General features: G+C 65.4%; 10 protein-coding genes and 1 pseudogene. 7 read left to right on the top strand and 4 right to left on the bottom strand.

The genetic code is table 11. The features are described from left to right. Nucleotides 1-252: 252 nt before the first annotated feature. On the top strand, nt 253-1,818 hold the full coding sequence (locus ACFYSH_RS28765; RefSeq protein WP_359468780.1) for a radical SAM protein: 1,566 nt from the start codon (nt 253-255) through the stop codon (nt 1,816-1,818). A 65-nt stretch (nt 1,819-1,883) separates the two neighbouring features. Here ACFYSH_RS28765 and ACFYSH_RS28760 read toward each other — a convergent pair whose 3' ends face one another. Then, on the bottom strand, nt 1,884-3,026 hold the full coding sequence (locus tag ACFYSH_RS28760; protein WP_359468783.1) for a saccharopine dehydrogenase NADP-binding domain-containing protein: 1,143 nt from the start codon (nt 3,024-3,026) through the stop codon (nt 1,884-1,886). Continuing rightward, nucleotides 3,023-8,503, bottom strand: coding sequence for an amino acid adenylation domain-containing protein (locus tag ACFYSH_RS28755; RefSeq protein ID WP_359468785.1), 5,481 nt, complete (start codon nt 8,501-8,503; stop codon nt 3,023-3,025). Before ACFYSH_RS28755 ends, ACFYSH_RS28760 begins: the two co-directional genes overlap by 4 nt. A 1,555-nt stretch (nt 8,504-10,058) precedes the next feature. Here ACFYSH_RS28755 and ACFYSH_RS28750 point away from each other — a divergent pair. From ACFYSH_RS28750 to ACFYSH_RS28735, 4 genes and pseudogenes are all read left to right on the top strand, one after another. After that, complete coding sequence (locus ACFYSH_RS28750; protein WP_359468788.1) at nt 10,059-10,958, top strand: hypothetical protein; 900 nt, start codon at nt 10,059-10,061, stop codon at nt 10,956-10,958. A 2-nt stretch (nt 10,959-10,960) separates the two neighbouring features. Continuing rightward, nucleotides 10,961-11,599 carry a hypothetical protein gene (locus tag ACFYSH_RS28745; RefSeq protein ID WP_359468791.1) on the top strand — a complete coding sequence of 213 codons (639 nt, stop codon included), beginning with the start codon at nt 10,961-10,963 and terminating at the stop codon, nt 11,597-11,599. Nucleotides 11,600-11,744: 145 nt separating this feature from the next. Beyond that, on the top strand, nt 11,745-12,710 hold the full coding sequence (locus ACFYSH_RS28740) for a DUF4238 domain-containing protein (protein ID WP_359468794.1): 966 nt from the start codon (nt 11,745-11,747) through the stop codon (nt 12,708-12,710). 266 nt (nt 12,711-12,976) lie between these two features. Beyond that, nucleotides 12,977-13,165: pseudogene (locus ACFYSH_RS28735) on the top strand (L-serine ammonia-lyase); the annotation flags it as partial. 527 nt (nt 13,166-13,692) lie between these two features. Here ACFYSH_RS28735 and ACFYSH_RS28730 read toward each other — a convergent pair. Further along, nucleotides 13,693-17,022, bottom strand: coding sequence for a type ISP restriction/modification enzyme (locus ACFYSH_RS28730; RefSeq protein ID WP_388756284.1), 3,330 nt, complete (start codon nt 17,020-17,022; stop codon nt 13,693-13,695). 190 nt (nt 17,023-17,212) lie between these two features. After that, nucleotides 17,213-22,027, bottom strand: a complete 4,815-nt coding sequence (locus ACFYSH_RS28725) for a DEAD/DEAH box helicase (protein ID WP_359468798.1) — start codon at nt 22,025-22,027, stop codon at nt 17,213-17,215. A 604-nt stretch (nt 22,028-22,631) separates the two neighbouring features. Between ACFYSH_RS28725 and ACFYSH_RS28720 the strand changes: the two genes are divergently transcribed. Together ACFYSH_RS28720 and ACFYSH_RS28715 are read left to right on the top strand one after the other, a co-directional pair. Beyond that, nucleotides 22,632-22,904, top strand: a complete 273-nt coding sequence (locus ACFYSH_RS28720) for a hypothetical protein (protein ID WP_388756281.1) — start codon at nt 22,632-22,634, stop codon at nt 22,902-22,904. Nucleotides 22,905-22,946: 42 nt separating this feature from the next. Continuing rightward, nucleotides 22,947-23,567 (top strand): hypothetical protein, encoded by a 621-nt coding sequence (locus ACFYSH_RS28715; protein WP_388756278.1) that lies wholly within the window; start codon nt 22,947-22,949, stop codon nt 23,565-23,567. Nucleotides 23,568-23,571: the final 4 nt, after the last annotated feature.

Below are 23,571 nucleotides of genomic sequence, written 5' to 3'. Positions count from 1 at the left end.
ATGAAGACGCCAATAACTTTACACGTATAAGAACCCGTCTCGCAAGCGCCCACGAGAAACCCCACCGGGCCGTCCGGGTGCCCGGCGGCACGCCCACGGGCCAGGGATTCGCGACGCGGAGAATCCGTCCAGACGATGCCCAGCAGTGACCTGAAACGATCGCTTGAGTCCCTATTCGGGTGGCCATGACCTCACCACAGGAGAGCCGGACTCGTGCGCTTTCTACTACTGAGCGGGCTCGGGCCCGCAAACATGAATTCACCCTATCTGGAAGGCTCCCTCTTCACCGCAAATCCGTCCGCCGCGGCCGGCGAGATGCTCCGGCGGGCCGGAAGCACGGACCTGGACCTGGAGCGGCTCGCCTTCACCCAGCAAGGGCGGCAGTACGCCCTGCTCAGGCCACGCTCGGACACCACTCCCCACCTGACGACGGTCACCCTCCTGTCGATCCTGGAGAACAGCGGTCACAGTTTCGAGCGCCTCGACCTGGAAGACGTCTGGGTGGGTCGCGCAAAGGCGCCCGCCGGTGACGTGGACGTGGTGCTCCTGTCGACCACGTACATCTGGAACGGTCCGATTCTCGCCTCGGCCGTGCGGTGGGTGAGGGAGAACCTCCCCGGCACGCGGATCGTGGCGGGCGGCCAGTTCACCAACCTCAAGTTCATGTCCGCCATGCGCGATTTCCCGGAGATCGTCGCGGTGGTCCGCGGCGACGGGGAGATCGCCCTGCCCAAGACCCTCGACGCACTGGCGGGACGGGGTGAGCTGAGCGCCGTGCCGAATCTCGTGTGGCGCGACGAGGACAACATCCGCATCAATCCGACCGAGTACGTCGACATCGACGACTTCCCCTCGCCGCTCGTCCTCGGCGACCAGACGGTCGTCCCCTACGAGTCCATGCGGGGCTGTCCGTTCGACTGCAAATTCTGTTCGTTCCCGGCCGCTTCACCCAAATGGCGATACAAATCCGCCGAGAAGATACGCGATGACTGGATCGCTTATTCCGAGCAGAACGGCGCGGACGTCATCTCGGCAATGGATTCGACCTTCACCATTCCGCCGACCCGGCTGCGCCGGCTCCTGGAGATCCTCCCGGATTCGGGTATCCCGAGGTGGGAGGGGTTCAGCCGTGCCAACACGATCAATTCGGCGGAGCTGGTGGCGGGACTCAAGGCCGCCCACTGCTTCCAGCTCCACATCGGCTTCGAGTCGATGAACGACGACACGCTGAAACGGATGAGCAAGCGGGTCTCCGTGAAGCAGAACCGAAGGGCCGTCGAGCTGCTCAGCGCGAGTGGGCTGTCGTACTACGGCCTCTTCATCGTCGGGTACCCGGGCGAGGACCCCGGGATGTTCCAGGACACGCAGGACTACCTCCTGCAGCAGTACTCCGGGCACTACGCCCTCTCCAAGTTCTCCATCACCGACGAGACCATGCCGCTCTGGCAAGACCGGGAGGTGCTGGAGATCAAGGCGGACGATCCCACCGATCCGGCCTCGCCCTGGTCCCACATCGGCATGAACAGCGCACAGGCGGCCCAGTTGCAAAAGGAGACCCTCGACAAGGTACGGCTCACCAACGACAAGGCGGTACTCAGCCTCTGGCAGCACGACTACCAGCACTGGCTGATGCCCCGACACGACCACTCCACCAACATCGCCGTGGAGAAGTGCCTGGAGCGGATGGCCATGGCGCCGCTCGACTACACCGACCTGGACCAGGGAGCAGCGGCCGTCCGTGACAACCTCGGCCGCCTGAAGGACTTCGGCATCGAACTCGCCCTGCCTGAAAGTGAACTGACGTGTGATCCGGCCTGACGACGCTGATCACGGCGGCGCGGCGGGCCGGAAGCCCGCCGCGCCGCCGTGACTCCCAGGGCCGCTCACACCATGCCTTCCTCCATGACCGGGTCCGCGGGGACGACGTCCTCGGCGGCCCCCTCACCGGAGACCGTGACGACCGTGCCGCGCAGGTGCCGCCGCAACGCGTCCAGCACCGTTCGGGGTGGCAGCAACTGCGCGGCCCTGTGCACTCCGAGCGGGACGAGCCCCCGGGCCACCTCCCGGGCCGCGACCGCGCCCACCACTCCGGTCATCGCCGAGCCGTCCTCGCCGCGGATCACCGCCGTCCGCCGCACCTGCGCACCGTCGGGGCCGGGGAACCTCAGTACGCCGCACAGCACGTGGTACGGGGTCCGCCCGAGGGCGTCGAGCGTGCTGGCCCGCACCACTGCTGCGGCCTGCGCGTCGAGGCTGCCCGCCCGGCCGTCGCCGGCCCGGTGGCGGTTCAGCGCGTCGAGCAGGTGCCGGCCGTCGAAAGCGTTGTACCAGCGGGCCTCGGCGAGGGCCAGCACACGGGCCTGGCTCACCAACTCCTGGGTGAGAAAAGGGTGCACGGTGACCGGGTGCGTCACCCCCGCAACCACGCGCTCCTGCTCGCCGCGCAGGACACCGTGCACCACGTGCCCGTCGCGCCACTGGGCACGCGGTGTGCCGTAACCGCGGTCCAGGCTCAGCAGGTAGTCCATGGCAGCGGTCCGGGTGAAGGCGCCGAGGGAGACGTAGTACCCGGTGAACCGGGCGGTCCCCGGGGGGACCCGCTCGTCGACCAGGATGCGGGGCAGCAGCCCGGACAGACCAGGCGAGAGACCGGCCGACAGAACCGACGTACGCTCCCCCGCCGGGGCGGGGCCGGGACCGCAGCCGTCCATCACGTCCACGTAGTCGGCCCCCGCGGCGGCCGCCGCCCGACGGGGACGGCCGGCCAGTTCGTAGGCGGGCCCCGCGCAGTTGAGGACCACGTCGCAGCCGTGGGCGAACCGTTCGAGGCTCCTCTCGGACCGGGCGTCGACTGCCCTCGCGTCGGCGGGCCCGCCGAGGGCGGCGGCGCAGCGCGCCGCCGCCTCGGGGTCCCGGCCGCCGATCCGCAGCCGGAATTCTCCCTCGGCGGCGAGGGCGCGGGCGGCGGCCGCGCCGACCGCTCCGTACCCGCCGAGGACGCCGATCAGGGATACGCCGCCGCTCACCGGGCGTCCTCGGGGAGCAGTGCGCGCGCCACGGCCTCGGCGTGGGGCGGCTGGACGCAGTTGAAGTGGTCGCCGGACACGTCGACCACGCTCAGTCCCTCGCCGCACACCTGCTGCCAGTAGTCCGTCATGTCACGGTGCATGCCGGGGAAGATCTCGGCCTCGCCCGTCTGGCGGACGAACGTGGCCGGCAGGTCACAGGCCGTCGCCTCGTGCGAGGCGACGGCGACCAGGCTGTGTTTGACGATGCGGTACAGCCGGGTCAACCGCTCCGCGGAGCGGAGTTCGGCGTCCTCCACCGGCATCGACGCCCCGATGGCACGCAGACGCTTCTCCTGCGGCCGCCCGGCGAGCGCCTGGAAGGCCCGCAGCGCCTCCCTGCCGGGCCCGGTCAGGGCCGACTCCGGCATGTCGACGAGGCTGCCCTGCGGCACCGTGCTCGGGAAGCACTCGGTGGTCGCCCGCACGAGGTCCCGTGTCGCCGACTCGTCCCGGGGGTAGCCGAGTCCGACCAGGTCCGCCCGCATCAGCCGGGCGAAGATGTACTCGGCCAGCAGATCGTCCTCTACGAGGTACGGCACCCGGTAGCTGCTGATGACGGTGACGCCGGTCACCTCCGCCCCGGCGTCGGTCAGCCGGCGGGCGAGTTCGGGCACCAGCAGACCGCCCATGCAGTAGCCGACGAGGTGGACGCGCCCCAGCCCTTCGGCGAGCAGAGCCTCGGCGTGTCGGTCGGCGAGCTCCGCGACCTGGGTGCGCGGATCCGCCTTCAGGAACCCCTCGATGTCGTCGACGACGAGTCCGGCCAGGGGCAGCCGGTCCTGCAGCTCGCTGATCACCGCACGGTACGGGATGAGGGTGCCCGTCCCGTCGTGCACCAGCACCCTGGTGGCAGCACCCGACGCACCTGCGGCCCCTTCGCTGATCCGGACCACTGGGGAGGCGGGGAGCGCCCCCGCCAGACCGGGGGCCGTGCAGCGCACGGCGCCGAGCCGGCCGGCCAGCGCCGCCACGGTCGGCCGGTTCATCACCAGGCGCAGCAGATCGTCCCACTCCAGGTCGGCGGCCTCGGGCAGTTGTTCGCGCATCATGGTCACGAGCCGGGCCACCAGGAGCGAGTCGCCTCCGAGGTCGAAGAAGTTGGCCTCACGGCCGACGAAGGGGACGGGCAGCACGTCCGTCCAGAGCGCGGCCAGGGTCTGCTCCATGCCGGGGCGTGGCGCGTCGCCGCCCTCCTCGACCCTCCCCCGCGCCGCGGAGGCGGTCCAGGCGTCGAGACGGGCGCGGTCGACCTTGCCGTTGTTGGTGAGAGGTACACGGTCCACGATCTGGAGTTCGGCCGGAATCATGTACGCCGGAAGCCGGTCGCGCAGATGGCCGTCGAGCGCCTCGGGCCGGAGCCGGGTCCGGTCGGCCTTGAACCGGGACGCGAAGACGTGCTGGCCGACGCGGGACAGCGGGCTGTCCTCCTCGGGGAGGCAGAGGGCGACCTCGGCACCCGCCTCGCGGAGCATCCGCAGCCACTGCTCCCTTCCGAAGAAGGTCTGGCCCGTCTCCCGGCGCTCGTCCTCGAAGCCGTGGAGGCCCGCATTGAACTCCATGGAGGTCATGACGTGGTACGCGTCGCGGGTCGCCTCGATGAAGACCAGCCAGCCGCCGGGCGCGAGGAGCTCCCGCAGCCGGGCGAGGACGTGCTCGGCATGCACGGAATTGTGCAGGACGTTGGCCAGCAGGATCACGTCGAACGAGTTCGGCGCGAGGCCCTGCGCGCGGTAGTCACGGTTGAGGTCGAACAGCCCGTAGCGCACCCAGGGAAAGTCCTGGAACTTCTCCTGCGCCGCGGTCAGGAAGAAGTGGGACAGGTCGGTGAACAGGTAGTCGACGCCCAGACCGTCGAGCTCGGGCACCAGGACGGTGCTTGTGCCGCCCACCCCGGCGCCGATCTCCAGGAGCCTGAGCGGCTCGGGGCCGCTGTGCCGCTGTGCGATGTCGCGGAGCGCCGCCACCACTACCGCGTTGTTGTGGCGGCTGATCAGGTTGTCCCGGTACGCCGCCTCGGCGGTCTCCAGCCGACCCTCGGGGAAGAGCAGCGTCTTGAGGTCGATCTCGTTGCGCAGGAGCCGGGCGAGGTGCTGCTCGGAGACCCGGTGGTAACGGACGAGTTCGGCGCCCCAGCGTATCCGGGGTTCGAGCGCGTCGATCCGGCCCAGGACGTCCTCGTGCTCCCCGGACACGTCCTCCCGCAGCGCGCGGTAGCGGCCGGTGTGCGCGTCCTGGACGAGCCGGTCCTCCTGCTCCAGGGCGTTGAGCCAGCGCCGTACGAGGTAGTGGTTCTCCGCGGCCGCGCCCACGGCGTCGATGACCTCCTCGGCGGTGTGCTCGGAGGTGGCGTCGGGGAAGAGTCCGCAGGACCGGAAGAGGACGGCCATCGCCTGAAGGGCGGAGATGTCGAGCAGTTCGACCATCTCGGCCACCTCGCCCGCCGGAACGGTTTCGGTAGCGCCCGCAGCCGCCTTGTCCCGCAGCACGCCGGGCAGTTCGGGTGCTTCGGTCCGCACGGGCTCGGCGAAGGCGACGAGCCGGCGTGCGGTGCCGTCGCCCTGGAGGGTGGCCGCGGCAGTCTCCACGGCGGGGTGGGCTAGGAGCGCTGCCTCGACCTCGGCGAGCTCGACCCGGTGGCCGTTCAGCTTGACCTGACGGTCGAGGCGGCCGAGGAACTCGATCGCGCCGTCGTCGAGGCGCCGGCCCGTGTCGCCCGTGCGATAGAGCCGTTCGCCGGTGACGGGGTGGGTCACGAACCGCTCGGCGGTGCGCTCGGCGTCACCGAGGTAGCCGAGGGCGAGACCAGCTCCGGCGATGTACAGCTCGCCGGTGACGTGGACGGGGCACTCGCGCAGGAACGTGTCCAGAACGTGGAAGCGCTGGTTCGCCAGGGGCTTTCCGTACGGGATGCTGCGCGCGCCGGGCTCGACCGTGGTGATGGGGTGACAGATCGACCAGATGGCCGCCTCCGTGGCGCCGCCGAGGCTCACCACGTCCAGCCCGGGAACACGGCTCCGCACTGCGCCGGCGAGGGTGACGGGTATCCAGTCACCCGACAGCATCGCCAGGCGGAGCCGGGAGACGTCGACACCGGGTTCGGTGCGGAGGTACTCCTCGAGCATCTGCATCTGCGCAGGCACGGAGTTCCACACGGTGACGGCGTGATCGGCGACCATCTCCGCCCAGTGCACGGGATCACCGCGGCGGGCCGCGTCGGGCAGGACGAGCGTGCCCCCGGTCGAGAGGGGACCGAAGATGTCGTACACCGACAGGTCGAAGCCGAGCTGGGCCAGTCCGAGCACACGGTCGTCGGCGGTCACCGAGAATCGGGCGTTGACGTCGTCGATGGTGTTGAGTGCGGCAGCATGACTGATCATCACACCCTTGGGAGTGCCGGTGGAGCCCGAGGTGTAGATGACGTAGGCGAGGTCGTCGGGTGCCGCCCGGTGCCGCGGGACGGCGTGGTCCCCCCGGCCGACGGGAGCCAGGGCGTCGACGGCGACCGCTCGCACACCCGCCGGGAGGTCGAGGGAGCGCAGCAGTGCGGACTGGGTGAGCACGAGGTGCGCCTCGGCGTCGGCCAGTACGGCGTTACGGCGCAGCGCGGGCTGCGTGGTGTCCACGGGCAGATAGGCGGCGCCTGCGAGCAGTATGCCGAGGACGGAGACGACCTGCTCCCAGCCCTTCTCCATCACGATGCCCACCCGCTGTCCGGGCCGGCCGCCGGCGTCGAGGACGGCGGCGGCCACGGCGCGTGCCCTGCCGAGGAGTTCGCCGTAGTCGAGGCTCCGCGAGGAGGTCACCACCGCGGTCCGCCCGGGGGTGCGTTCCTCCTGGTCGAGGACCGCGGTGTGCAGAAGCTGGTGGCGGAGTGCGGCGGCGGTGTCGTTGACGTCGGCCACGCAGCGTGTCTGCCGGACGGGGAGCGCCAGCGGGTCGGCGTCCTCCCAGGCGGCGGGAGCGTCGACCAGCCGCGTCACGAGATCGGCGAAGGCGGCGAACATGTCGTCGACCATGCCTTCGGGGAAGACTCCGTCGCGCACGTCCCAGTGGGCGAGGAGGCCGCCGCCGTCCTCCATCACCTGGCAGTCGATCCAGACCTGGGGGGTCTGGGTGATGCCGTGGACCAGCCGGCCTCCGGGCATCAGCGAGGTTGTGGACTCGGCGCCCGAGGAGCCGTTGACGGTGCTGGTGAAGGTGACCGGCAAGAGCGCCTCGGCGCGTCCGCGGCGGCGGGCCAGCTCCCGCTGTACCTCGACGCCCGAGCAGAGCCGGTGGTCCAGATCCTCCCAGAGGCGTGCCTGGACGGCTCGCATGCGGTCGACGAGCGTCGACCCTTCGGTGAGGTCCACGGAGAGCAGACTCGTGGAGCTGAAATCGCCGATGATGCGGTCGGTCCCGGGCTGCAGCGGGAGCCGGTTCTGCACCGTGAGGCTGAGGGTGAACCGGGGATGGCGGCTCCAGCGGCCGATCGTCTCGGCGAAGGTCTGCAGGAGGACGCCGGAGGCGGTCAGACCGGCCTCGGTGGAGCGCAGGGCCAGGGCCGCCAGCTGCGCGGGGGTCAGCCGCAGTCCGTGCCGCGTGAAGCGCGGCGGGGCACTGAGCGAGTCGGTGCGCAGCGGCAGGTCGGGGGCGGCCGGCAGGTCATCGATCCGGGACCACCAGTAGTCGCGGTCCCGCCGGTAGCGGGAGCCCTCCCGCACCCCTCCCGCAGCCAGGACGTGGTCACGAAACGTCGCGTCCGGCGGTTCGGGCCGCGCGGTGCCCGTACACAGGTCCGCCAATTCCTCGAGCAGCAGCCGGATGCTGCTGTAGTCGCAGATGAGCAGGTCGACGGCCACGTGCAGAAGCAGCGCCTCGTCGGTGTCGGTGACCCGGATGTCGAACAGGGGCCACGTGTCGGTCTGCCGCACCTGGTGGGACATCTCGCTCCGGGTCGACTCCAGGGCCCGCGCCTCGGCCTCCTGAGTGGCGCCGCGCAGGTCCTCGTGTCGGACGCGGTAGTGCGGGACCTTCGGGAGCACCCGCTGGTACCCCTCCGCCACGACCACGGCGCGCAGCATGGGGTGACGCTGAATCAGCTCGTTCCAGGCCTTCTCGATCCGTTCGGCACCCCAGCGCGGGAGGGAGATCTCCAGGTAGCCGTGGCACGCCACGCCGCCGTAGTCGAACGCCTCGCTCCGGCCGAGCAGGTAGGCCGACTGGACGTCGGTGAGCGGGAAGGGCTCATGGGACGACGCCGGGTCGGCGCTCACGGCGGGCCCGTACTCCTCAGCGCGCAACAGAGCGAGGATGGCGTCACGGTGTGCACGGAGCGCCTCCATCCGCTCCGGTGTCATCACTCCTTGGGGTGCGCGATATCGGAGCCTTCCCTCCTCCTCGTGCATCACCACACCGGCCGCGTTCAGTTCGGCCACGAACTCCCCGACATCCATGATCCGTTGCCTTTCGTTGCCCTTGGGCGCACATGTGAAACAGCCACGCGAAGAATGACAGCCTCTTACATCGGCACTGATGAAGTTCTGGATACCTGTCCGACCGGCACCAGGGCCGATCTGACGGGCACAGGGATGACGAACGACAGAGATCCGCCCAGGCGCACGCCAGGATGCCCGGCCGAGATGCCTGGCGGTCCAGGCCCCCCGAGGATGCGCGCAGAGACGGGCGCGACGGATCAGCAGCTCTCTTCTGCGGGCTCAAGGACCGCCAGGCAGCCGGCATGATGGAGCGTCCGAAATACACGGAGAGTTGGCACTTCGAGGATCTGCACGTCAGAAGCGGTTCCACCCTCGCCGACCACGCTGTGGTGTTCCTCAGCCGGGTCTCCCGCGCACTCCGGAACTTGGCCGACTCGGCCGACCACGCGGCGAAGTTGGTGCGGAATGCGGACGCGGCACGGCGAAACTGAACCGGCACACCCAGGTAGGCCAGCAGACGTGCTCTCCGCACGAGCGGAGGTGAGCCGCCTACTACCGCGAAGGAACAAGGCCGACCTCCAGCGCACAGCCCCGGCCCCACCGCGCTGCCCTACGGTGAGTCGAACCGAAAGGGCGTCCGTCAGCCGTGGGAGTCCTCTGGGACTTTTCTGGGACTTCCGGCTTCATCAACCGGCACGAGCATGAAACAGCTGAAAGACCATTCGCGCAGGTCAGCGGCCAAATCCCCCTCATCGTGGCAGGTCACCACGCTGGCTGGTCTCTTCCGGGACATCTGACCGGCGGGGTGTTGTGCCCCTTGGACCCAAGGGGCACAACACCTCAACACTCCATCTGACCTGCGAATACTCACCTTCACAGCCCTTCACTGATCCCTGTCGCTTTTCAGTACCTTGTGCAACGCACGTGCAAGATGATCTTGAATGAATGATGGGGCGTCAAGAACACCTGAGTAACCGTCAGTCTTTACGGAGGGTTGTCGCCGAAGTGGCCTCGCAACATCCGATGCCTGTCGGGTCACGCCGACCGCGTCTGGGCGACGAGGTGAGCCGCCATCTGCCCGACGGCTCCGGCCTCGCGACGCAGCCCGGGGTCCGACCGCGCATCCAAGTTCTCCGGCTGACCACTTCGCCACGCAGAAGAGGACCCGCACCAGGGGGCGCGTCCTCTGTCGTAGACGGGCGCCGTGTCACGGCCTGAGCCTGCGCCCACCTCGTGGGAGCACCCGCTGCGACGTCCGGGCCGACGAGGTGTCGGGCCGCCCCACGATGAGCAGCGTGACAAGTCTCCGCGCCCCAGGCTCTGGCCCTCAGCACATAGCCGTGGGGACGGCCGAGACCGACCGCCAGCTGACCGACTCCACCCGCCTGATGTACTCCTCCGACACGGCCGCCTTCATTGCCTGGTGCGCGAGCGTTGGTCGGCGGCCGCTGCCTGCTAACGCGGAGACGGTCACTAGATACGTGGCGCACTTGACCGTGAGTTAGCCACGGCTCGTTGTCAGTCCCGGCTTCTAAGCTGCTCTCGGCGTTAGACCGATGGGGTGGAGGATTCCGTGGCACGGCAGTTGACGACGTACGAGCGGTTGGCCTTGATCAGTAAGTGGAAGAGTCCGCCGGGGCCATCAGAGGAGCGTCGCCTCAGGCGGGCAGAGGGCATGGTGCGGGCTGCGATTGATCAGCATGCGGCCTTCCATGGCGTCAACATCCACGTGGAGGCCAAGGGCTCGTACCCAAACAACACCAACGTCCGTGGAGACAGTGACGTCGATATCAAGGTCCAGTTGAACGAGTGCTTCTATTATGACGGGCAGGTGCCGATTCTCGCTGGCCCGGACTACACGGGGTCCTGGACGAAAGACGTCCTTCGCCGCGAGGTCTACGCAGCACTGGACGCCTCGTTCGGAAACGTGGAGTCGGATCACAACATCGCCTTCTACGTACCCGAAGTCCCAGGTAGCCGTCCCAGCACCGACGTCGTGCCGTGCTTCAAGTACGTTCTGTATGACGGTGCAGCACCGGGCGGGATGTACGAAGGAAGTGTGGTCTTCGGCCAAGATGGCAAGAAGATCGTGAACTGGCCCGAGCTTCAGTTCGCCAATGGGCGCGCGAAGAACACCGCGACCCACCAGCGATACAAGTTCGTTGTGCGAGTGCTGAAGAACGTGGAGAACGACCTCACAGCCGAGGGCGTCATCGAGGCCCTGCCCTCCTACTTCTCCGAGTGCCTGATCTACAACGTGCCCAATCCCGTCTTCTTGAACGGGGACCTCGATGACGCCGTCAGCGCGAGCTTGGCTGAGGTCTACCGACAGCTCGACTCAGCCACCGAACGCCAGCTCATGCAGGAACCAAACGAGATCAAGATGCTCTTCGGTTCGGAGCAGAAGTGGAGGGAGCAGGATGCCCTGGACCTGATCCTCCACGGCTGGCGCTACCTGAATTACGGAGGCTGAGGATGAACCAGGCCACCGCCCTTCGGACCGGCGCCACCATCGCCACCACGATCTACACCGGCGTACTAGTGGCCTTGGGCCTGTACCCGTCCGAGTTTCGCTACCTGTTCGCCTACGTCCCATCTGTCGTCGGCTATGGCGTACTCGCCTTCGACAAATGGGCCTGGCATTGGCCTGGTATCCACCGTCTTACTGGCCGCCCATGGGTCACGGGGACATGGCGTGTTGTGTTGTCCCCCAGCCCCGACAGCCACATCCCCGAAGGGGGTAACCGGGGCCCGATCACGACATACATGACCATCGAGCAGACGTTCTGGAGCCTGCACGCGATGCTCCGCACCGCGGAAAGCACCTCCCACTCCAGCAACGCCACTCTCAATGCCCCCGAGAACTCCAGTACGTGCGAAATCGGGTTCCTCTACGAGAACAGACCTCGTGTCGAGCATCAGCACCGTAGTCCTCGGCACGAGGGTGCTTGCCGCATAGCGGTCACTGGTCTGTCTCCCAAGGTCGCCTCGGGTCACTACTACACGAGCCGCTTCACCGCTGGAGACATGGATTTCACTTTCCTCGACCGGTCCACCGACTACGGCACTTTCGCCGAAGCACAGGACGCCGACCCTCAGCACCGCTCCGCCTGACCCAGCCTTCCTACGCCTCGAAGTGCCGGAACTGCCGCCGCGATACACAGAGGGTGGGTGTCGTGTCGTCGTGGGACAGCGCAAACCCATTCTGACTTCGGGAAACCGTTGGCCCCTGCGCCCGGACCTTGCCAGAATCATGAGGGTGAAGGCAACGCAGATACGCCGGCAGCACCTCGTCTCGCAGGTCCTGCTCAAGCAGTTCACCACAGCCGGGCCGGAAGGCAGCGGCCTTCAGTTGCGTCCCGTCGATGTGCAAAACCCGGAGCGTCGGAACAAGCTCGCGAGCACACGGACGTGCGGCTGGGCCGACACCTTCGTGGCGTTCGACTCCGCGTCTGCTGAGAAGTTGTGGGACTCCGTAGAGAGGGGCGCTCACGCTGCCATCGAGGCAGTGTACGCAGGCACACCGTTCGCCGATCCCCTGCACGTCGAGGCTCTGCGTGACCTGATCGTGCTGCACTACGTGCGGTCACACCGCTATCGCGACGTGTACACCAACGCGTTTGAGACCGTGCGTGTGAAGGTCCGCAGGGAGGTCGTCGGACGGTTCCCGGACCCGCTGCGCCGTGAGGCGTTGCGGCAGACCGGGCTGCACCTTGCCAGCGAGGGCGCCCTCAATGCCTTCGCTGGGCGTCTCGTCGAGCAGTCCGAGGTCACCCAGGGCTTCGGAACAGGCGCACTGTTTCGCACCAGCATCGAGAGCATGTTCAACAGAGTGCGTGCCACGGCTTCGAACTGGCGGTTGGAGGTGTTGACGCCAGAAAATGGGCAGTTCTTGATCGGCGACAATCCAGCGGTGACCGTGCGTACGGATACCAGGCCCTGGTCGTACAACATGGCCATCGGTGACGCACACTCCATCGTTTTGCCGATCACTCCCCGACATCTCCTGGCCCTGGGAAGGAACAACATCGTTAGCACCATCCCTCGGGCCCTCATGGACCAAATCAATATCGTGCAAATCCGCGCTGCCGATTGCTACGTCTACATGCACCCTCGGAGTACAAGGCTCGAGATGTTCGCGAGAGAGGCGGCGAAGCGGTGGCGAGCGGAACGCGTGAGCCCCTACCGCGCGTCGGCGTCGGAATCGAGGAACAGGAGATCGTAGACAGGGCCGCCGGGGGGGTACTTCTGGGTAGAGACTGGACGGCTGCGCCCCCGACGCCCACGGCATCCCGTACGGCGAGGGCTGGAACGGCGGTGTGTACTGGACTGGGCGCTGCTGGTCTCCACCGTCGACAGCGCCTACCGGCCCGGACCCCTACACGTACCGGGCGAGCATTCGCCCAGCCGCCTCGAAACCCGGGGTGATACGCCCCGGTCCTCGGCTCGCTGATCAGTGCCATGGCCAGGGTGTTCTACACGGTCAGGAAGAGTGCGGTGCGGGTACGGCGCGTGGCGCGGTCGAGTCGACGCACGGGCCGTACCAGAGATGGGAGGGCAGGCGCGCACATCGAAGCCGGCAAGGTCATCAAGACCACGAAGGGCAGCAGCGCGGACATGTCCGTCGAATACAAGGAGACGGCCCGGGGCGGCCTCGCGGTGAACATCATCGAGTGCTAGGCGGATGCGCCCTGACCAGCACTTTCGTGTCTTTCAGCGCTGTCATGGCCTTCCCTGCTTACGCGACGGAAAGTCACTGAAACCTCCCTGGGGCAGACGTGAAACTCCCTGATAAGTCCCTGGGATGTCCCTGCTCCACCTCGTTCTCGGAGGGATGTCGGGATGGATGCCGAGCTCGAACCGCGGACTACTTGCCGGCGCGGACCAGTGCGATGGCGCGGGCCCGGAACCCGGGAGGGTAGGGAGGAGGCATGGCTACCAGCCTTAAGCGCTCTGCGCGTCCCCGCCCGGCGGGCGAGGTTTCGCGGCGACCATCGAGCTGCCTCTGGGCGAGCCATCGGCACATCGACCCTCTGCGGGGCTCTGGCCTCCGAAGTTCCACTTCGCGCTCCAGGCGCTCCCCCCAGGGCCGAAGGTGAGCCCAGTATCCATGCAGCCGAACGCGAAGAAGAAGCGTGGCAGAGATACAGATCCGCAGGCGATCGGGCGCATACGCCCGATCGCCTCCTTCTACGCTCCGGTCCCCGCTAGTGATCCTGGGCGGTAGAGCGGGGGATCACCGGCTTCTTCTCTGCTGAGGGTGGAACGGGCAGTACGCCCAGCGTGGTGAGGTCATCGACACTGATCAGACTCCCCTCATCTACAGCAGCGAGTAGCCGTTCCTGCTCGGGTTCGATTGCAACCAGGGAGCCAAGGACATTCAGAAGGCTCAATAGCTCCGTGGTGTACTCCGGAGGCCAAGTTTCTGGGTTGCGGTCGTTCAGTGGAGTCTGGCGCTCCACATCAGGTTCGCGCTTGCGGAAATCGAACCACTTCTCGACGACCCGCACACCACCGATCCGGTAGTCCCAAACTTCCGGTGAAACTGGCGCAATGGTGCCGGAGCCCACGGTGAGTGTGTGGGTGGTTTCGTCATACTCGATGGTGTCGGGCATGCCGTGCGGGGTTTCGCCGATAGGGGCGGTGCACAGGGGGCGGATACCGTCAGGAAGTCTTGGAGTTTGCTGGGGGCGCCCGGCTTCCGGATTGCTGTAGCGCTCACCGTAAGTGTGCAGCCACAGGACTCTGCGACCGATCTCGGTGACCTGTTGCCAGAGCTCGGGGCTCCGGGTGAGGGGGACGCGGACTCCACCTGCGGTGCGTTCTTCCTTGTAACGCTCACTGTACCCAGCGTGGCCTGCGATACCTGCGATGTACGCGAAGAGGTCTTCGGCGGTGATAGGAACTCCGATGGCCTGCTCCACTGCCGGCAAGAGACCCGGTGTCACGTTGGCCTGAAGGCCATGGGGATCCCGGTGGAGAGGGATTATGCGCCCAGCCTGAGTACCCTTGAAGTGGTGGTTGTCGGGAATGAGTGCGGTGAACCCCACTGCCGGCCCGGGACGGCCAGGTTCTGTGTGCAGCTCTGAAAGATAGACCTGGGCGGGCCCCTGGACGAACCAGAGGGGCGGTCGGGGGCGGTCGATGACTCTGCGGTCGGCGATGAGCCACTGCCGGTCGAAGGTCATTCTTCCGTAGCGGATGAGCTTCGGAGACTGGTCGGTCTCTTCGGACAACGGGAGCAGCGAACCGGGCTCGTGTCCCGGTAGCGGTGGCTCGGCCTTTTCAGGGGTTCGGTCGTCCGTTGCCTTCATCAAGGCGGCCTTGTGGTTCTTCGGGGCCTTGATGAGTCGCTTCCAACGATCGATTAGTACGTCCTGGATAGGAGCGACCGGCCAAGTCCGGTTGTTCTTGTTACCCGAAGTGGTCCAGGGCAAGAGCAAGTTCAGAGTGGGCATGCCCTCCCAAGCCACTCCGGCACCAGGTTGGAACGGGGCCTGCCACTCAGAAATGCAATCCTGCCACTCGGCTCCATCCTGGTGACCGTCGATGCCGAGGCTCTCCAGCCAGGTGAACTTTTCCTCGCGTCGCCCCGGAGGGACGTCGAGCCGACGGATGTGCGCCGGCGTGTCCGGGTTAGGGTCTCCATGGCGGACGAAAACACCAATGCACACCTCCTCTTGCATCGCCTGGAAGATCCGCGTGCTGGCATTGGACTGTCGGCCTTCGGGAGACAGACCAATGATCCAGCCTTCATCGGCGGCCTTGCGTAGGTAGCTGCGCATACCCGCTGTACCTTGACTATCCAGGTATCCAGCGTTGGTGATGAACGCGACTATTCCAGCCGGCGGTTTGTGAGCCCCATCATGCGGGCTCTCGGCAAAGGCTTTCCAAGCCGCCCATGCCCAGAAGTAGATGTAGAGGTTGTGCAGGACATAGTCGCGACGGCGCGACCCAACGGCGCGGAACTGGTCGAGAATGGGCCCGGAGCCGACCTCATTTCCCTCGACCACCCAGCGCCCTAGACCGGCCCGTTTGGCTCCTGCGCGGTAGGGAGGGTTGCCAATGACGACCATTACGTTCTCTGTTGTCTTGACCTTGTTGGCAAGCCGACGGTGCTTGGCAATGGCCTCGTAGTGGAAGCCAAGACGCACTTCGAGAGAAGGGTCGTCCAGTGTGTCGGTGACATGCAGGCGGACTGCGTTGTCAGCGATTCCGACTTCATGAGCTTTGAAGGCATGGCTGATGCGCAGTTCGGCCACGGCGTATGGACCGGTCTGTTTCTCGAAACCGATGAGGCGATCGGCAAGTTTGCGCAGCTTGGACGGTTTGATACCCGATCCATATTCACTTTCCACGTCCTTGGCAACGCGGTCGATGATGTTGATCAGGAATGTGCCGGTACCAGTGGCGGGGTCGACGACTGTCACTTCGTCGCTTGCGAACCCCTCGCTCTGCCCTAGTCGGCTGCGTAGTACAGCGTCGGTAAATCCCACCATGAAGCGCACCACTTCGCTGGGAGTGTAGTAGATACCGGTCTTCTGCCGCAGTTTCGAGTCGTAGGCGCCCAGGAACCCCTCATAGAAGTGGAGGTACGCGTCACCGGTCTCGTCCTCGAACAGAGCGGGGTCGACAGCGGAAATCACTTGCACAAGCACTCCGACGACACCGCGCAGGTCGTCAAGAGCGTCGTCGGTGAGGACTGCCAAGGCTTTACCCATGAGGGCGTGCCGCTTGCCCAGTTTTCGCGCGACATCAGGAAGCGGCTGGGTTTTCAGATCGATGCCCTCGATCTGTGCAAGGAGCAGTGCGAAAGTGACTGTCTGGGCGTACTGGTCGGCGAATGACTCCGGCGTAGCGTCAGGAAAGAGTAGGTTCTTCCAGTCATCGGCAACGATAGTGAAGGCGCGCTGCGCTTCCTCTTCAGCTTCGCGAGTTAGTTGCTCTGCCACTTCGTCGCGCAGCAAGCGGCTGAGGCCGGCGATGCGTTTGACCAAGTCGCTCAGACTGGCCGGTTGCTGGGGTGCCCAGCTGAGAAACATGGCGAGGAGCTGTGCGAACTGCTCATCGGCAGGGACCACGTTGCCCTCACGCAGGTCACCTGTGAGCAATGCGGTCTTGCCAATCTGCTGTCCCTCGCGAAACAGCGCCCACTGCTCCCCGTCGGTGTACAGGAGGTTCGGCAAGACGCGGATCTTTTCCCATTGCCGACGATCATGACTCTTTGCCTGCCACGCGGTGGGGTCAACACCCTTGCCCGGCCTCTTGAGTTCAACGTGACCGATGATCTTGCTGCCGACGCCTATGGCGAAGTCGGGGCGCGCGCTGAGCTGCTTGATGCTGGTCTGACCGTAGGCAACTGCGCTGATGTTCTGGCGCTTGGCCATTCCGCGCAACAGGCCCTCCACTGGGGAGGTCAGGGCTTCCTCCTCGCCGCCGGGGCCGTTGAGCTTTGCGGCGACTTCCTTACCGAATGCCGAGATCAAGCCGTTGACTGATTCGTGCTGTTCCTCATGGGCAGCGCCCTCGCCTGACACATTCCCCCCCTATCAAGTCCACTCAGTTGAGCAAAGATCATATGCGCGTGGTGGCTAGCTCGCGCGGCGTTGCAGCAGTAGGTCTCGATGGGTCTGCCGTCTGCTCGGCCAGCGGACCTGCCCTTGGGCAGGTCCGGGCTACTCGCCGTCATCCGTGAACGTGCGAGATGGTCCGGAGCCAGGTTGATGCCTACTCCAGGATGTCCAGTGGGGGGAGAGCCTCCACGATCTTCACCGTCTCTACGCTGACGGTCACGATCCGCTTGAGGAGGTCGATGATGTAGCGCGGATCATCGGACCAGTCGTTGGGGTCGTTGACGATGCCGCTCAGCTTGTCGGTCTTGACGTAATAGCGGTCAATGATCCACTCAATCGCGGAACGCGCGCCGAGCTGGTACCGGTACGCCTCCTCTGGGATGTTGGAGAGGGTCACGCGACTGTTGTAGATGATCGTGGTTTTGTCCTTATCCCCCTTCCTGGAGGGGAACTTCAGTTTGGCGGCCACGCGATACAGTTCAGACGGGGGTGTGTCCTTGGCGCCGGTAAAGTCTTCTACGATTCCGGCGTACGGCTCGGCGGACTCGTAATTGATGTGCAGGTCTGCGAGTTTACGGCCGGCGTCGGCGAAGCCGCTGAAGTCCTGAGCCTTGGGGATACGCGGCAGAGACTTCTTCAGGTCGGCGGCGAACTGCTCACGGTACTGCGGGGAGTGCAGGAGACCGTAGACGTAGTAGAAGATGTCGTCCTTGGTGATGGATTCGCCGTTATACGTCTTGCGATAGTCGAAAAGAGCGGCATCGCTGATGTTATCGACGCGTTCGTAACCGTCGCCCTCGGTAGCGGAGAATAGATCGTCGCCAGCACCGAGCTGACGGTAGGAGTAGCGGGGAAAGAACTGACCTCCGCTTCCCGCTCCCGTTACGTGCAGGTCCGGCAGCGAGTCGGTCATGAGCACGGAGAACGGCACGGCAGAACCGTTCCCTACGTTGTAAATGCCGAGGTTCTCGTGCTCGGGTGTCGGGAAGATCTGCGGAAGCTGGTAGGACCGCTGATTAAGGCGCTGGTCGAAGTACGCCCACTGCTTTGTGAACGGACGGTAGGTGCTGCCACAGACGGAGTCCCTATCAAAGGCGTAGACGACACCCTTTCCGATCCGGTCCTTGTCCGACTCGTTCCAGCTAATCTTCTTGGGGTCCAAGTCGATGAACTTCGACACGTCCGCCGCTGTTGCAGTGGCGATCTCTGCGGCCTTGCAGTACTCCGCGAACCCTTCCATCTGGCTGTTGTAAAAGTCGATCATTGATCGAGCGTTCGCCGAGAGTTTCCGCTTGGAGAAGTTGAAGAGCCAGGCGTCACGTCCGGTCTTCAGGCCGCTGGAGTGCAGTGTGAACACAGCTTCGGACTGGGGAGCCTTTCCCTTCTCCCCGATGGCCCGGAACGCCCCAAACTGCTGGTCGCGCTGGTTGATCCAGTCCCCTTCGGCGCTGGGAACTATCTGCTCCCACTCGACTGTGCTGAGGTCCTGGCTAGCGACGATGGCGAGTTTCCGCTCTCGGTTGAGGTAGTCGCCAATGTCCCGGTAGTGGAGCTCGCAGTCCGTTCCTGCCGCGTCACCGCTCTTGATCAAGAGGAGGATGGCAACGGTGTTGCGGCTGCCGGAGCCGAAGATCTTGCCGCCTTCCTTCTGGGAAAGTTCACCGGCAGTGCGCTGATTGCCACGAAGGTTGTAGCAGTAGATCGCATCGAACTCCTCGACGAGCGACTTGCGCAGGCCATCCGCCGTGTTGCCGTCAATGTAGCCGCCGTTAGAAACGAAGCAGACGACGCCCTCATCCTTGATGCGGTCTGAGGCCCAGCGGATGGCGCGGATATAGGAGTCGTAGAGGGAATTCTTGTTTGATGCAGTCGACTTGGCAGCGTACGTCGTGCGGACGTGCTCGTCCAGCGCCTCGTACTTGAGGTTCTGGTTATCGTCGTTCTGGCTGTCCTGCCCGACGGAATAGGGAGGATTACCGATGATGACTCGGATGTCCTGTGCCTGCTGCTTTTTGGCCCGCTCGCTGTTACCTTCGAGCCCGCTGAACAGATTTTCCGCGTTGTCCTCGGCAAGCTGGAATGTGTCGGTGAGGACGATACCCTCGAACGGGATATACTCATCGCCTTCACACTGATCGTGGAATGCGGCCTCGATGTTGACTGCGGCAATGTAGTACGCCAGGAGCACAATCTCGTTGGCGTGGAGTTCGCCGACGTACTTCCGGAGCAAGTCTTCCGGCTTGATGAGCCCGGACTGCAGGAGGCGCACGACAAAGGTTCCCGTGCCCGTGAAGGGGTCGATGATGTGGACGCCTTCATCGGACAGGGAAAGGCCGAGGTGCTTGCCCAGGGCTTGGTTCGTCGCCCGGAGGATGAAGTCCACGACTTCGACAGGGGTGTAGACGATGCCGAGCGCGGCGGCTGTCTTGGGCAGGGCGGTCTTGAAGAACTTCTCGTATAGCTCGGTGATGACGCGTTGACGGCCCTCGTGGTTGTCGATGCCCTCGGCACGTACGCGTACGGATTCGTAGAAGCTCTCGAGCTTCTTGGCCTCGTCCCCGATCGCCTGGTCTTCGAGGGTGTCTAGCACGCGCTGCATGGCGCGGGCGACGGGGTTGTGCTCCGAGAACGCGTAATCCTTGAACAGTGCGTCGAAGACGGGCTTCGTGATGAGGTGCTGGGCGAGCATGTCGATGGCATCGTCTTCGCTGACACCGGGATTTATGTTCGCGCGCAGCTCCTCGACGAACGTCTCGAACGCCTTCTTCTTCTGCGGAAGCTTCAGGGACACCCTGATGCGGGCGACGTGTTTCTCGGCGATCTGTGCAATGTCCTTGGCCCAGTCCTCCCAGTAGTGCCGCTCGCCAACCTTGTTGACGATCCTGGCGTAGATCGCCTCACGCCAGTCCTCAACACCGAAGGCGCTTTGCACCCAGCGGGCCGCAGCTGCATCGCCCTGCGCATGTCCGGTGCCGTCACTGAGGGAATCGGTCTCCGGGCCGGCATGGCCAACCATGATGTTGTCGGGACGCTTCTTGTTCAGTTCCAGCTGGTTGACGGTCGCGTTGAAGCGGTCGTCGTGGGCGCGGAGCGCGTTGAGGACCTGCCAGACGGTCTTGAACCGCTGATTATCGGAGAGGGCTTTGTCGGGGGCCATGCCTGCGGGAATTCCGACAGGCAGGATGATGTAGCCGTAGCTCTTACCCTCGGCCAGGCGCATGACGCGTCCAACGGACTGGACGACGTCCACCACGGAGTTTCGGGGGTGGAGGAAGAGCACGGCGTCTAGATCGGGGACGTCGACGCCTTCTGAGAGGCAACGGGCGTTTGAGAGGATCCGGGCCTTGTTCTCGCCGGGGTCCTGCTTGAGCCAGTCCAGCAGGACGTTGCGGCGCAGGGTGTTGTAGGTGCCGTCGACATGCTGGATCTCGCATTGCAGAATATTGTCGTCGGTGCCGTCGTAGGCGTCGACGACGTCGGCGAATAGTTCAGTGATTTTCTTCGAGTCGGCGATGTTCTTAGCGAAGGCCACAGCCCGTTTCATCGGCGCCTCGCCCGCTTTGAATCCACTTCCGTCGGCGAAGGTACCGGTGCGCTTGGCCAAGCCATTCCAGCAACCGATGATCTTCACGGCGTCGTCGAGATTCGACAGTTCGCTGTTCTGGTCGGCGAGTTGCTGCTGCAGTGATTCGGCGGCGTACTGCTCATCGACGGTGAGGATCAACACCTTGTAGTCGGTAAGCAGGCCCTGCTGGACGGCCTTGCCGAAGCCGAGGCGGTGGAATTCCGGTCCGAAGAGAGCCTCGTCGTCCATGGAGGCCAGAGCGACTTCTTGCTGCTTGGCGTCGGTCTTGGTGTCATCGCTGAAGATGCGCGGGGTCGCCGTCATGTATAGGCGGCGGGCTGCCTTGACGTAGACGTTGTTGTGGACCTTCACGAAGCTGGACTCGTCCTGCGGGGTGAGCGAAACCCCGGTGGTGCGGTGCGCCTCATCACACAAGATCAGGTCGAACTCGCCCACACCAGCCTGCTGCGCCTGGGACACCGTAGCGATCGACTGGTAGGTGGAGAAGATTACGGTGAGGCCAGGGCCGGCCTCCACGCTTTCCATCTGCTCGACGAGCTTTGCAGGGTTGGTGGTGGCGGGAAACGCAAGATCGTAGGTAGCCATGTCCTGCAGGTCGCCACTCGTGGCGGCCTGCTTACTGACTTTTGTGTCAGAACAGACTGCGAAACTGTTCATCGGGACCTGCGCCTGCGCGGTCCACTCGCGCAGAGTCTGCGAGAGCAGGGCGATGGACGGCACCAAGAACAGGATGCGAGTATGTCCGCCCTCGCCACGCTCGGCTCGCTCCCTCTGTAGCCGCTCCACGATCTGCAAGCCGGTGAAGGTCTTACCCGTGCCGCAGGCCATGATCAGCTTTCCGCGGTCGTGGTCCGCGAAGCCGTCGAAAACCGCGTCGATCGCCTCTCGCTGGTGCGGGCGCGGAGCCTTCTTATGCTTGAGGCGGAGCTCGAAAGTCTCGCCCGGCTTGGGCCAGACGATGTCCCAGTCAACGGGGCTGTCGTTGATCTCCGCGAGACCGATACGCGTGACGGGGATCTGCTGGCCTTCAAGGGCTGCTTCGGCGTTGGGGCCCCACTTCTCCGTCGTAGAAATGATCATCCGACGAGTGAAGCTGCCCTTGCCGGACGCAGTAAAGAAGGAATCTATATCAACCTTCTGCACCGTGTGCTGCGGCTCGTAGAACTTGCACTGGATGGCACAGAGCCCGCCCGTCTCCCGGTCCTGAGCCACGAGATCGATGCCGACATCCCGCTTGTCGCTCTCGGCCCCTGGCCAGTCGGACCACATCCATACCTGGCTGAACTGCTGGGTCCACTGCGGATCGGTTCGCAGGTACTGGACCATGAGCTGTTCGAAGCGGGTACCGCGGTCACGATTCGTGTGGGAGCTGTCGCGGATCATTCTGAGAACGTCGTGCACCGATGTGGCCACTGTGCGTCGCTTCTCCCTCTTCGTGGACGGGTGGGACCGTGTGCTGGAGTGTCTGAGCCACGCTAAACCAGACCAGTGGCCACCAGGGAATCCCTCCCGCCGTCCGTTCACACGTGCTCTGAACCGCCCGGGCCAGGTGAAGCATCCTCGGTTGAGCGGCTTAGCTCGCTACTGAGTATTTCAGCTGGCTGCCCTGCGCACGGCGATCTACGACGCTGGAGCATGCCTGTCGGACTCTGGCCACCCACATCTGGTGGCCTTGTTGGAGGCGGTGACGTGGACTGCGACACCGCCCGAGCAGCACTCTTTGGCGTCACGTCGACAGGAAGACGTTACTTACATCGTCTGCGGTGATGAGCGGCCCGCGAGAGGGAGCGAGTAGCTTGCCCAGCCAACGGTCCTCTTGCGGCAGGAGTGCCTCGATCCTCATGCGGGCCGCACCGCGTGCTTCGGCGTTATTGTCACCGCACAGCGCGTCGTACTGGCGGAGCCCGGCTGCCCAGCACGACGCGCGGAATATCCAGAGCGTTCGTTCGATTGGCCTCCTTGCAGAGATCGCGGGAGGGGGGCGCTGGTGGCCGAACTGATGATGTTCCGGCAGGACGCGGACGGACGGGATGTCGAGCTGGCCGGCTCGACGGTGGCGCTGGAGGTGGAGCTGCAGCGGCGGGTCGAGGCCGGCCTGGAGCAGATGCTGGGCGTCCGTTTCCTGGCATCGGAGTACCAGACCGGCCCCTGGCCCCGGGGGCGGATCGACACCCTGGGGCTCGATGAAAACGGCAGCCCGGTGGTGATCGAGTTCAAAAAGGGCTCGGACAGCGGGGTGATGTCCCAGGCGGTCTCCTAGCTGTCCTGGCTTGAGTCGGCGCACCACGAGTTCGAGGCGCTCGTGCGGAAGGTGTTGGGGGCGGAGGCAGCTGAGTCCGTCGACTGGCGTCGTCCGCGGATGATCTGCATCGCGGCCAGCTTCTCGCACCACGACCGGGTAGCGGTGCAGAGGCTGCCTGAGCGGATCGACCTGGTGCGCTACCGGATCTTCGACGGCAACCTTCTGGGGCTGTTGCTCGTCGATTCCGTGACCGGCTTCCCGAGTCCTGTCTCGTCTCGCCGGGGCCGGGAGCGGGTCACGGCGGTCGACGGCGTACCGACTGCTCCGGCAACTTCCTCGCCGGCCAGCGTCGGGACGGTGCCGGAGTGCCTGCGGCACTTGCACGCGGAACTGGACGAGGCGCTCACGGCATGGGGCGAGGTGGAGGTGGCGTCGTTGCGGCACTACATCGCCTACCGGCGGTTGGTGAACGTGGCGTCGGTGATCTTCCGTCCGAAGCACGAGGCGATCCTGGTGTACCTCAGACTCGACCCCGACACGGTCGAGCTGGAGGAGGGCTGCACCCGGGACATGCGCGGTATCGGACACCTCGGGACCGGCGACCTGGAGGTCCGTATCGTCTCGGCAGCCGACTTGGAGAAGGCGGCGCCGCTGATCCGGCGGGCGTTCGAGGCGGCCTGACATA

The organism is Streptomyces sp. NPDC005791 (assembly GCF_042871485.1).
GTDB lineage: Bacteria > Actinomycetota > Actinomycetes > Streptomycetales > Streptomycetaceae > Streptomyces.
This window is presented reverse-complemented; position numbering and strand designations above follow the sequence as displayed.

What these genes read in the sequence shown, in the direction of transcription:
- ACFYSH_RS28765 (WP_359468780.1), top strand. Translation starts at nt 253, where the DNA reads ATGAATTCACCCTATCTGGAAGGCTCCCTCTTCACCGCAAATCCGTCC.
- ACFYSH_RS28755 (WP_359468785.1), bottom strand. Translation starts at nt 8,503, where the DNA reads ATGGATGTCGGGGAGTTCGTGGCCGAACTGAACGCGGCCGGTGTGGTG.
- ACFYSH_RS28745 (WP_359468791.1), top strand. Translation starts at nt 10,961, where the DNA reads ATGAACCAGGCCACCGCCCTTCGGACCGGCGCCACCATCGCCACCACG.
- ACFYSH_RS28725 (WP_359468798.1), bottom strand. Translation starts at nt 22,027, where the DNA reads ATGATCCGCGACAGCTCCCACACGAATCGTGACCGCGGTACCCGCTTC.